Consider the following 12727-nt stretch of genomic DNA (forward strand, 5'->3'; position numbering starts at 1 on the left):
TCCAAACTATAAGTTTAGCAGCAGCTTTTCAGGACTTTCTATTAGCTCTTTAATTTTCACTAAGAATGAAACGGCTTCTTTTCCATCAATTATACGGTGATCATACGATAGAGCTATATACATCATCGGGCGTATTTCAATTTTACCGTCTATAGCTACCACTCTTTCCTCAGTTTTATGTAACCCTAAAATACCGGATTGAGGCGGGTTAATAATAGGAGTAGATAAAAGCGAACCATATACACCGCCGTTGGAAATCGAGAATGTACCGCCTGATAAATCACCCATAGAAAGCTTACCATCTCTTGCTTTTTTAGCGAGTCCCCCTATCGTCTTTTCAATATCAGCAAATCCCATTTTATCCGCATCTCTAACCACCGGTACAACAAGACCTTGCTCAGTTCCAACAGCTACACCTATATCGTAATAATTTTTATATACTAAATCATCACCATCTATCTCAGCATTTACTGACGGAATAAGTTTTAAAGCTTCGATAGTTGCTCTAACAAAAAATGACATAAAGCCAAGCTTCACGCCGTGCTTTTTCTCAAACTCATCTTTATACTTACCACGCAGAGCTATAACTTTTGACATATCAATTTCATTAAAGGTAGTCAAAATAGCAGCTGTATTTTGTGAATCTTTTAAACGCTGTGCAATAGTTTTACGCAAACGTGACATACGCACACGCTGCACTCTTTCTTCATTAGTTTTAGCTGAAGAAGTAGTGACAGGAACAGGAGCGTTCATTGTTTCCAACACATCACCTTTAGTAATTCTACCGTCCTTACCTGTCCCTTTTATATTATTTGGATCAAGCTTGTTTTCAGTAACTAGTTTTTGTACGGATGGAGAAAGATTATTATTAACTACTGCTGGTTTTTCTGCTGGCTTTTCTGGAGCAACCTGGGGAGCTGCTTGAGGCTTTGCTGCTTCGTTATTATTTGTTGCTACAGCTTCTCCCTCATTTATCTCGCCTATTTCTTCACCAACTCCAACATTTGCTCCGTCAGCTTTTGTTATTTTGCCTATAGTACCATTGCATGGGGAATTAACTTCCAATGTTACTTTCTCAGTTTCAATTTCCAATAATAATTCATCGGTTTTAACAGCATCGCCCTCTTTCTTATACCACTTGGCAATAGTCGCTTCTGTTACCGATTCACCGAGAGACGGTACTATAATTTTAACACCCATATTATTTTACTCCTAAGGCTTCTTTTAATAATTTTTCTTGCTGCTTATTATGTGCTTGTAGTGAGCCTACTGCCGGAGATGCTGATTCTTCTCTACCTATATATTTGAATTCATTATTAATTCCTGCTTCTTTTAAAGCATTATTTAGGTGAGAGGTTATATATCTCCAAGCTCCCATATTCATTGGCTCTTCCTGACACCAAATAAATTCACTTGCTTTATTATATTTTTTTAACAGCTCTACTACAACCTTTTTTTCAAATGGGTATAATTGTTCAAGCCTAATAATCACTATACTATTATTACTGCCACGCATTTCAAATAGATCATAATACACCTTACCGCTACATAAAATTACTTTAGTAATATTGCTTGCTTCTAGTTTATTTACTTCATCTAAAACCGGTAAAAAAGTAGTATTGCTATCTAATTCATCAAGTTTAGAAACCACATTTTTATGACGCAATAAAGATTTCGGTGACATCACGATTAGTGGCTTTCTAACATTATCAATTATTTGACGACGAAGTAGATGGAAAATTGAAGCAGGCGTAGTAGGATATGTAACATACATATTATCCTCAGCTGCTAGCTGTAGGAATCTCTCAAGTCTTGCTGAGCTATGCTCTGGTCCTTGCCCCTCAAAACTATGTGGTAGTAAAACTACTAGTCCGCTCATGCGAAGCCATTTTGTTTCACTACTTGAAATAAATTGATCAAAAATAATCTGAGCTCCGTTAGCAAAATCGCCAAACTGTGCTTCCCATAAAACTAAATTTTTTGGATTTGCGAGTGAATAACCATATTCAAAACCAAGTACTGCATATTCAGATAAATTACTATCTGCTACTTCATATGTTGCTTGTTCTTTGGACAAATTATTTAGAGGCATATAGGTAGTATCATCAACTTGACTATGTAATACCGAATGGCGATGCGAGAAAGTGCCACGTCCGCAGTCCTGCCCTGTTAATCTTATATTAGTACCAGATGTTAGCAAGCTTGCAAAAGCGAGCTGCTCAGCTGTTGCCCAATCAATAGGCTGATCTGCGGTTAAAGCAGCTTTTCTAGCGTCAAATAGCTTAACTAATTTTGGATTAACGGCAAAATCTTTTGGCATTTCGCATAGCTTAGTCCCTAGACTTTGTAAGGTCTTTTTATCTACCCCAGTTACTGCCGGTTGTGTGCGAGTGCGAGTAATACCTTGCCACAAACCACCTAAGAAATGAGCTTCTTGCTTATAATTCTTAGCCTGCTCATATTCCTTATCTAGTTTTGCTTTAAACTGTTCTTTTAATTTAGCAAAATAATTATTATCGATCACACCACTTTTCACTAGCTCATTTGCATAGATATTTCCAGGCGTTAGCTTACTCTTGATAATGTTATACATTTTACCTTGTGTATACATTGGCTCATCGCCCTCATTATGCCCATATTTTCGGTAGCAAATGATTTCCACAATAACATCTTTACCGAATTTCTGCCTATATTCCACCGCAATATTTGTGGCTTTTAATACTGCTTCTATATCATCACCATTAACATGCAAAATCGGTGCTGATATTATTTTTGCAAATTCTGTAGAATATCTACTGGCTCTGGTATCTGCTGCATTCGCTGTAAAACCTAGCTGATTGTTAATTACGAAATGTAGCACTCCGCCAATATTGTAAGCAGCTAGGGGGGACATAGATAAGCCCTCCGCAACAACTCCTTGACCACAAAAAGCAGCATCACCATGCACTAAAATAGCTTTGACTTTACTACGTTTAGTATCTTTAAGTATGTCCTGTTTTGCTCTTACTTTACCTGCAACTATCGGGTTTACAGCTTCTAAATGCGATGGGTTATAAGCAAGCGATAAATGTATTTTCTTATCACCTACGACCCTATCCGATGAATAGCCTAAATGGTATTTTACATCACCTGAAACATTTAGCTCATCAGGAAAAACGCTACCGCTTATAAAGCCTGCAATAACAGCTCTATAAGGTTTACCGACTACTTTAGTTAGCGAGTTTAATCTACCACGATGAGCCATTCCTATGACGATTTCTTCTACACCTTGATGCAGAGATAAATCAATAGCCTTATTCATGGCAACTATGGAAGCATCACCGCCCTCTACCGAGAAACGCTTAGCCCCTGGGAATTTTGTATGTAGATATTGCTCAAATCCTTCTACTTCCACTAAGTCATTTAGGATATTTTTCTTTTCTTCAGAGGAAAATGAAATAACACCTGATTCTAATTTAGAATATAACCAATTTTTTTCCTCTTCGTTTTCTACCTGCTCAAATTCAGTTCCAATAGAACCTGAATAAGTTTTATCAAGAAAATTAACCAACTCACCTAAGCTATATGTTTTGTCTAAAAATTTATGTTCTATTACTTTATTAAGCTGATCATTTGTGAAACCAAAATTCTCTATACTAAGTTTTAAATCTTCTTTAGTTTTAGTAACTTCAAGCCCTAGCGGGTCTAGCTTTGCAAGATAATGGGCATATTTACGGTAATTTTTTATCATCGCACCAACATTAAAATTATTTGTGGTGGATGCAGGATTTTCTGAAATTTTGGAATCGTCTGTGGCTACTGTTTTTAAAATTACTTTAGCAGTACTCTTATTAAGAAGTTCATTGCTATCCTTAACGCCCGTGAAAAACTCTTGCCAAGTTTGATCAACTGAAGCAGGGTTTTCTAAATATTGTTTATATAATTCTTCAATAAAAACAGCGTTCCCACCGAATAAAAAACCTGTTTTCTTTAAATTTTCTTCCATATTATTTTTATGATAATTTAATTTTTTAACGTCATTGCGAGGAGATTCGTAGAAAGAAGGCGGAGGCAATCTTAGGAATATTATATTGCCTCATGAGATTGCCACGCTCATTTCATTCGCATAGCTTATGACATAATTCACTACAAATACTTCTCTTCCAAGTACTTAATAAACACCTCAGGATTTATACTTTCCTCACCGCTAGCACTTTTTAGCAAGTCAGGTGAATTTTTTAGTGAACCGAAATTTCTAAAATTTTTATTTAAATAATTATTTAAGTTACTAAAGTCACCTTTTAAAATATCATCTTTTACATCTTTGTGCATCTCTTTTACTTTCTTCATCACCATTGATGCGATAATTGCACCATTTGTATAAGCAGGAAAATAACCGAACCAACCACTAGACCAATGAATATCTTGCAGACATCCTTTGCTAAAACTTTTAGGTTTTATTCCTAAATATTCTTGCATCTTACTATCCCAAAAATTTGGCAATTCATCAAGATTTAATTCACCGTTGATAAGTAATTCTTCTATTTCAAAACGCAATATTACATGCATTGGGTAAGTTACCTCATCAGCGTTAACTCTGATAAAATCAGGCTCAACTTTTGTAATTGTCCTATATAAATTATCTACCGAATATTCTTCCGACTTAAGGTTAAATTCATCACGAAGTAGTTTTGCTAAAAACTCCGTAAACTCTCTTGATCTACCTACTTGCATCTCCATAAATAAAGACTGACTTTCGTGAAAAGCCATGCCTTTAGCACGCCCAACCGGCTGCCCTTTATATATTTCTGGTAAATTTTGTTCATATAAAGCATGTCCAGTTTCATGAATAATACCCGTTAAACCGCTTATGAAATTATCTTTATCATATCTGGTAGTTAAGCGTATATCATTTGGCGTTCCACCGCAAAAAGGATGAGTAGATTCATCAAGCCGCCCTCTGCTCTCATCAAACTGCATAATTTCCATTATACGCTTGCCGATATTTTTTTGTATTTCAGGACTTAATTCAGTACTTTTTACTAGTTCTTTTTGACTTTTCTGTTTTTCTAAAACCTTACCAATAAGCTCGGAAAGATTTTCTTTAACGTGTGAAAAAACTTTTTTAATCCCGCTGCTTGTTCTACTTGGGTCATACATATCAATTAATGCGTCGTACGGACTGCAATTAAATACACTTGCTCGTACTTTAGCAACTTCTCTTGTATAATCTAAAACTTTCTGCAAATGAGGCTTAAATAAATTATAGTCATTAGTCTCTCTAGCTTTTCGCCAAACAAGTTCAGATTTAGTAGTTGCAGCTACTATTCTTTTTTGTAATTCCTCATCGATACAATTTGCATCTAATATCTTCCGCTCAATTTCTCTTATATTAGCATTTTGCCATTCATCAAGATTTTTTGTCTCTTCTTTTGCTCTGATAACTAACTCTTTAAGCAACGGAGATTTAACCAAAGAATGAACTAGAGAAGTCAGGGATACCATCTCGTTTGTCCTACTCTTACCTGAACCTATAGGCATATTTACCGCTATATCCCAATATAATATGCTTAAAATATTCTCAAAATTTGAAATTGTTGAAAGTTCATTTTCTAGTTTTTTGTAATTGTTCATGTTTTTTTCCTATTGTCATTCGGTGACTTGTGGCGTTGTTGTCTAACTCATATGACATTACTAGTTCATAAATACAGGTAGACGAAGATCAAATTCAAAAAGAGCAAGGCGTCCACAAAACGAGGAACGGAAGTAGTTACTTAATACGTGAGTACCGAAGTATTTGTAGGATGACGTAGCCAATTTTTGAAGTTCTATCTACGTATACAGTAATTCTTTCGCCGCTTTTAAACTCGCCTCAGTAATTGTTTTGCCTGAGATCATACGAGCAAGCTCCTGCTGTCTTTCAGCTAAATTTAAAATTTTTACTGTTACTTTTGTTTCTTTTTCTAACTGCGTTTTCTCAATTTTTATATGCAAATCTGCTTTTCCTGCCACTTGAGGTTGATGCGTTATAACTATCACTTGCGTAGCTGAACTAAGCTTTTTAAGCCGCATCCCAACTTTATCCGCAACCTCACCACCAATCCCAACGTCTATTTCATCGAATATAATAGCAGGTTTCACCATCTTGTTAAATAAAGAAGTTTTTAAAGCAAGCATAAATCTTGATAATTCGCCACCTGAAGCGATTTTATTAATTGCCTCCGGAGTCATCCCTGGGTTAGTGGAAGCTTTAAAAACTATATCATCTATGCCATATGCTGCTGCTTCTTTTCTTTCTGCTATATTAACATGAAAAGTAGCTTTTTCCATTTTCAGCTGCTTTAATTCATAGTGCAGCACTTCTTCTAAACGTTTTGCTGCGGCAAGACGTTTTTCTGATAAATTTTTGCCAAGTTTATAATATTCCGTATTTAACTTTACTTCTTGCACTTGCAGCTCTGCTTGATTTGCTATTTTACCTTTCAAGCTATTTAACTGATTTGAAGACTCCTCTAAAAATGTCTTGAGTGCGTCAGCAGAAACATTATATTTGCGACTAATTGCTTTTATTGCAAATAATCTTTCTTCTATTTCTTCAAGGTTATAATCTAACTTGTTAAAATTTTCTAGAAGATTCGATAAATTTTGTCTTGCCTCTTCCAAATTATTATAAGCTTCTTCAAGATTTGTCGAAATATTTACGAATTCTTCATTTTGACTTTGCTTTGCTAATAGTTTTTCCGCTTTACTAATTGAGTTATTTATTTCAGGATTATTAACTTGCTCGAGAATATCTTTGATTAGCTGCAAATCCTTATCTTTATTTTGCAAATCTTTTCGTATATTTGTTAGCTGCTCTTCTTCACCTATTTGAACATTAAGCTTAGTCAACTCTTCGGTTACGAAGCTTAAATAATCAATTTCTTGTTCAATAGAATTTTTTTTAAGTGCTATTTCGGCAATTTCATTGCGAATATTCTGCCAAGCTTGATAACATTTAGCAAGCTGCATTCGAAGTTCTAAAAGATCTCCAAAACTATCTAAAATGTCACGCTGAGTATTGATTTCTAAAAGAGAGATATTATTGTTTTGTCCGTGAAGTTCAAATAAATAAGTAGCTAATTGCTGCATAATAGCTTTGTTAACTACTTGATTATTGATAAAGAAATTTTTGCGTCCTTCTGCTTTTTGGACACATTTTATAAGTAGCGATTCCTCTAATTCAATAAAATTTTGAGTTAGAAAATTTTTTATTTCATCATTTAATGAAAAGACTATATTAACGGCTGCATAATCTTTCCCATGCTTTATTATGCCGGCACTTGAAGTTTTATAGCCCAAACAAAATAAAATAGCATCCAGTAAAATAGACTTACCGGCACCGGTTTCGCCGGTAATAACGCATAAACCACTAATAAATTCGATTTCTAACTCGTCTATCAGGATAAAGTTTTTAACTGAAAGACTCTGGAACATTTATATTCCCCTAATAAATAAAGAGCAATAGACGAAGATCAACTTTAAAAAGAGCTAGGAGTTCACAAGGCAAGGAGCGGATCATATAATAATATGTGAGCACCGCAGCTCTTGTAGAATGACGACGCCAATTTTTAAAGTTCATCGAGTATAGCCTTTAACCAGTCTATACGCATAACTATACCATTTACTATCAGGATAGTTATGACCAAGAACCGAAGCATATTTCATTGCCTCATCTGGCAATCCAAGCATCATATAGCTTTCAGTTAAACGATAAAGTGCTTCTACACAATGAGAGGTAGTTTGATAATTTTCGACTACTTCTTCAAATCGATTAATTGCTGCCATCGGATTCTTTTTCTTTAAATAGAATCTACCAATCGTTAACTCTTTACCAGCCAAATGGTCATTTACTAAATCAATTTTTAAAGATGAATCAATAGCATATTTAGTATTTGGGAATTTTGTAATTAGATCTTCGAAACTATCTTTAGCCAAGAAAGTTCTAGATTGATCATGATTCACATCCGAAATTAGCATATAATATGAAAGAGCTTTAAGGTAATACGCATAAGCAATATCAACATTCGCAGGATGTAAATTAATGAAAATATCAAGTACATCAACTGCCTCTTCATATTGAGCAGCAAGGAATAATGAGTATGCTTGCATCAATTCTGCCTGGGGCGTAAATTCATTACCTGGATGCTGATAAAATATTTTTCCAAATTCTTCAGCAGCATTTTTATACTTCTTTTTCTCAAGCAAAGTAATGCCCTCATTATAAAGAGTAGAAATAGGAGTAACTAAATCATCACTATTTTTCTTGCTTTTACATCCGTTTAGAATGAGCCCTAAGCATAAAAGGACACTTAATATTTTTGCTAATTTCATAAGAACTTAAATTCAGTTAATACCTAAATATACATACAGGTTTAAAGGATTTCAAGAATTCAATTTCTAAAATTTTGTAAACTTATATATTTTTGCTAGGTTTTGTGTGTTTTTGATAAGTATTTTAGTTATTTTAATAAAAACTAGAATTTATAATTTTGAGTTTTTAAACCTTAAAAAAGAAAAAAGTACCCACAAGAGCAAAGCTTATGGGTACTTTTATTTTTAGAACTTAAATGTTAACGATTATGAAGTAACGCTGGTGGTACCACAATCAGCATTACCAGTACTACCTGATACCATAGATACTATGTCTGGAGCTTTGAATAATATTATGATCGCAGCAACTATAACTAAAGCCACTTCCCATTGCAGTTTTCCTCTAAGTGTTTGAATACCTAGCACGATTATACCAACAACAGCTATACCTCTTGCTGTATTACCTCTAAATATTAAAATTACATTACATAATGCCGCACCTACTGGATCACCGACACTACCACCAGCTAAACTATCCATGGACATTGTTATAATAGCTAAACCAAGTACCATAAATAATAGACGTAGCGACATGTTGTAATCAATTAAGTCTTCATTTAATTTACACAAATTCATATTTTTACCTCAATTATGATTAGTTATTTAACGATTAATGTATATTCTATTTATATATAAATCAACTCATAAATATATGTAATTTAAATTAATATACCAAAATATTGCAAAAATACTTGTTTTAAGTAACATTATAATCACATATTATGGTCTATAGTCTATGACTAACTACCAAATATATAAACAAAAGTAAATAAAAATAGCCATACTACATCAACAAAATGCCAATACCATGCTGCGAATTCAAATCCTAAATGCCCATTATTTTTAATAGCAAAATCACCTCTTTTCGCCCTAAAATAGCATACTATTAAAAATATAGTACCTATAATTACATGTGCACCATGAAAGCCGGTTGCTAAATAAAAATTAGAAGGATATATACCATCAGTAAATTTAAAAGCAGCATGGTAATATTCATATGCTTGCATACAAGTAAAGAATATTCCAAGAATTATAGTAAGACCAAGAGCTGTTACACAATCCTTTTGATTACTTTCTTCTAAAGCATAATGAGCCCAAGTAACGGTAGTACCAGATAAAAGCAATATTAAAGTATTAATAAAAGGAATATCAAATGGGTCAAAAACTTTAATACTAGGTGGCGGCCACACACCTTGTTTTATTACCCATACACCATCTAAAAGACCAACAGGTGATAAACTTGATTTAAAGAAAGATGCAAAAAATACTCCAAAAAACATTATTTCGGTTAAAATAAATAAAGCCATCCCAATTCTTAGACCATGCCTAACAGGCTCAGTATGACTATGATCTATTATTCCTTCTTTTATTACATCTCTCCACCAAGAATATAAACAATAAGCTACTGAAATAAATCCAAAAGCTAGTATGTAGTGGTTAAATTTATAGCTATGCATAAATGAAACCCCACCAGCGACTAAAATAAGCAAAGCAAATGAAGTTAAAATAGGCCAAGGGCTTGGATCAACTATATGAAATAAATGAGATTTAGTATTAGGGTGAGAGTTATTCATTTTTATTTTTTTATTTCTGATTACACATGTAAATATAAATTATTATTTATCCAAAAGCAAATTTTACCACAAAATATCACCCAAAAAATATAAAAAATAGTACTTATTAACTAAAAATTACATTTTTTATCAATATAACAACTAAAACCTCTTGACTATTTATATTATTCAACTAATATATGAAACGTTGATGATGTTTAAGCTCCATTGTTGCAAGACCAATCTGTCAAAAACTTATAAGTCAAGTTTATGCCAGGGGTCTGTTATTATAAGTGAGTAAAATCATGAAGTATAATGGAGGTTGTTACATTGTAACAACGGAGCTTAACCCCACAGCTGTCGAAAGTAGAAGAGAAGAAATAAGTATGTAAAAAAGTATTAGGAAGAGGTAAACAGGTAACTAAAAAATTAAAAAGGTTACCCTGAATGGAAATAAAAGAAATAATGAACTTAATTAGTGATAAGAGGCTGATAGAAGTAGGGGAAAAATATACCGTAGATAAAGCCAATCATAAAATAACGGGAGCATTTATTTTAAAAAGTTTTGTTAGGTCATCACTACTTGGTAGACCGATTAGCTTAAGGACATTAGAGGAAATAGTACCGGCAACTTTAGAGTTAAGTAGTCTTCTTAAAACAAAAAAGGTTGGTAAAAATAAAATAGACCATAGTTCTATTGGTAAAAGATTAAAAACAATAAAGACAGAATATTTCAAAGCAATTTATGATGAACTAGTAGAAAAGTATAATAGCCATTTTAATAAGATAGAAAGAAAACAATTACACATATTTGATTCAACAACTATTAATCTTTCCGGCAGAGTAATTAAAGATGGATTAAAAATAGGAGGAAAAAAGAATGATAGTCAAGTAAAGCTTAGTGTAGGTTTAGAGGGACAAATACCATCTAATATAAGATTTTGCAATGATAAATCTGAAGCAAGTGATGATGTAGCATTAGTTAAAGCTATAAATGAATCTAAGCTAGATAAGGAAGATATATTAATATTTGATAGGGGAATTTGTAAAACAACTACCTATGAAGATTTCAGTAACAAAGAAATAAAATTTGTTACTAGAGTACAAACTAACAGACGCTATAGAGTTATTAAAAAGTTAGAGATCAAGCAGAATCAAAACAATCATAGTAACTTACAAATACAAAGTGATGAGATTATTAATTTATACAGTGCTAACAAAATAATCAAATGTAATTTAAGATTAATAAAAACCATTGATTATAAGAACAAAGAAATATGGTTTTTAGCAAATTTATCGGATAGTTCTGCTGAAGAGATAGCAGAGATATATAAGAAAAGATGGGATATAGAAGTATTTTTTAAATTCATAAAACAGCATTTACAGTTTAAACATTTTATCAGTCATTCTCAAAATGGCATGATAGTATATTTATATAGCATATTAATAGCTGCAATTCTATTTACCATATTTAAAAATATAAATAAATTAAAGGGTTTTAAGATTCCATTATTACGATTTTGCTTATTACTAGAGAAGGAAATAATTCGTGATATTGTAATATTGTCTGGGGGCAATATTGATCTTATAAAGTTTAGATTATAACTATATCTACTTTCGACAGCTGTGAGCTTAACCCCTGGCACCCTATTTTTTCTTAATTTCTAATACATTAGAAGACTAAAAACCACAGTTTAAGCAATTTAGAATTATATACTGCTGAAGATGCTACCGTAATTTTGGACTTGGCTTTACAAGAACTTGAAATAATTAAATTATTTGGCAGCAATAACTATTGTCAAGACACGAAGAAAACGTTTTCTAAGATTGGGTATTGCTATAAAAACTTGGGGATATTGAAAAAAGTAAGAAATATTTTGAACAAGCAGAACTGTATAATTTACAGCCTACCCAAGACATAGAAAATATATATTCAGAACTTCTTAGATATGAAAATGGTGAAGATTAAATCTTTTTGCTTAGTTTAATAGCAATTCTACAAATCGCTTTTACTATACTATTTGTTGTTTTTGCAAATATTGCTTGCTCGCTATCATTTATTATAGCTGTGTCTTTATGCTCAATCTCATCTAACCGAAATTTTATAATATTATTTAATAATTCTGGTTCAATGTCTTTATTTTCTAAATAATTTATTTGCTGGGCGTAATGCTTCTCTATTACTTCTTCTACACTCTCCGTAACTAACATTGCAGTTTTTGTACCAATCCTAGAAGATACAGCCCCAAGTAAAAACCCATAATGATGCCAAAAATATAATAAGGCAGTAGGTCTTACTTTCTTCTCTAGCAATTTTTCCTCAAAATAATTTAGATGCACTTCTTCTTGCTCTAGCATCTCTTTAATTAATACATAGTCATTTTGAGATTTAGTATATTTTAACTGTCCTTGATAAATCCTTTTTGCCCCATACTCACCAGCATGGTTAACTCTAATTATCTCTTGAATTTGTTTATCAGGATCAGAAAAATCAGGTCTTGGCATATCTGCTACTTTATCTTTCTTTTAAATAATCTATAAACTTCTCTATCATTTCTTTTTTCTACTAAAAAAATATATGTATTAATCTTATCTTTTTGATAAATTATTCTAAATTCGCCTACATCTACTCTATAATACTGCTCTTCCAAACCTTTTAAAACTTACTATCATTAGGTTGACCTATTAACAGGTGTAATTCTTTAATCTTAATTACTATTTGTTGAGCTTGCTTTTTATTTAATTTTTCAATAAAATTTTGTGAATTTTTAGATATTATTAAA

The 12727-nt window shown here is 32.5% G+C and carries 10 protein-coding genes; 1 reads left to right on the forward strand and 9 read right to left on the reverse strand.

Annotation, left to right across the window (positions count from 1 at the left end; genetic code table 11):
- Positions 1-6: 6 nt before the first annotated feature.
- The 7 genes from odhB to ACOAL3_RS08565 form a co-directional block, all read right to left on the reverse strand.
- The gene (gene odhB / locus ACOAL3_RS08535; protein WP_419234832.1) at positions 7-1200 is read right to left on the reverse strand and encodes a 2-oxoglutarate dehydrogenase complex dihydrolipoyllysine-residue succinyltransferase; all 1194 of its coding nucleotides are present in this window, start codon (positions 1198-1200) and stop codon (positions 7-9) included.
- A gap of 1 nt (position 1201) precedes the next feature.
- Positions 1202-3985, reverse strand: a complete 2784-nt coding sequence (locus tag ACOAL3_RS08540; protein ID WP_419234833.1) for a 2-oxoglutarate dehydrogenase E1 component — start codon at positions 3983-3985, stop codon at positions 1202-1204.
- A gap of 140 nt (positions 3986-4125) precedes the next feature.
- The gene (locus ACOAL3_RS08545) at positions 4126-5613 is read right to left on the reverse strand and encodes a carboxypeptidase M32 (protein ID WP_419234834.1); all 1488 of its coding nucleotides are present in this window, start codon (positions 5611-5613) and stop codon (positions 4126-4128) included.
- 198 nt (positions 5614-5811) lie between these two features.
- Positions 5812-7455, reverse strand: coding sequence for a DNA repair protein RecN (gene recN / locus ACOAL3_RS08550; RefSeq protein ID WP_419234835.1), 1644 nt, complete (start codon positions 7453-7455; stop codon positions 5812-5814).
- A 141-nt stretch (positions 7456-7596) separates the two neighbouring features.
- Positions 7597-8352, reverse strand: coding sequence for an outer membrane protein assembly factor BamD (locus ACOAL3_RS08555; protein WP_395476605.1), 756 nt, complete (start codon positions 8350-8352; stop codon positions 7597-7599).
- A gap of 246 nt (positions 8353-8598) precedes the next feature.
- Positions 8599-8967 carry a TrbC/VirB2 family type IV secretion system protein gene (locus ACOAL3_RS08560; RefSeq protein WP_419234836.1) on the reverse strand — a complete coding sequence of 123 codons (369 nt, stop codon included), beginning with the start codon at positions 8965-8967 and terminating at the stop codon, positions 8599-8601.
- Between the two features lie 164 nt (positions 8968-9131).
- Complete coding sequence (locus ACOAL3_RS08565) at positions 9132-9965, reverse strand: cytochrome c oxidase subunit 3 (protein ID WP_395476603.1); 834 nt, start codon at positions 9963-9965, stop codon at positions 9132-9134.
- Between the two features lie 444 nt (positions 9966-10409).
- Here ACOAL3_RS08565 and ACOAL3_RS08570 point away from each other — a divergent pair, with 444 nt between their 5' ends.
- Positions 10410-11549: an IS4 family transposase gene (locus ACOAL3_RS08570; RefSeq protein ID WP_419234559.1), complete on the forward strand. Its 1140-nt coding sequence runs from the start codon at positions 10410-10412 to the stop codon at positions 11547-11549.
- A gap of 360 nt (positions 11550-11909) precedes the next feature.
- Here the strand turns inward: ACOAL3_RS08570 and ACOAL3_RS08575 are convergent, their stop codons facing one another.
- A complete protein-coding gene (locus ACOAL3_RS08575) occupies positions 11910-12449 on the reverse strand; it encodes a demethoxyubiquinone hydroxylase family protein (RefSeq protein WP_395476602.1) in 540 nt (179 codons plus the stop codon).
- A 5-nt stretch (positions 12450-12454) separates the two neighbouring features.
- Positions 12455-12595: a hypothetical protein gene (locus ACOAL3_RS08580; protein ID WP_419234837.1), complete on the reverse strand. Its 141-nt coding sequence runs from the start codon at positions 12593-12595 to the stop codon at positions 12455-12457.
- Positions 12596-12727: the final 132 nt, after the last annotated feature.

The sequence above is a fragment of the Rickettsia endosymbiont of Nabis limbatus genome, assembly GCF_965196655.1.
GTDB lineage: Bacteria > Pseudomonadota > Alphaproteobacteria > Rickettsiales > Rickettsiaceae > Rickettsia.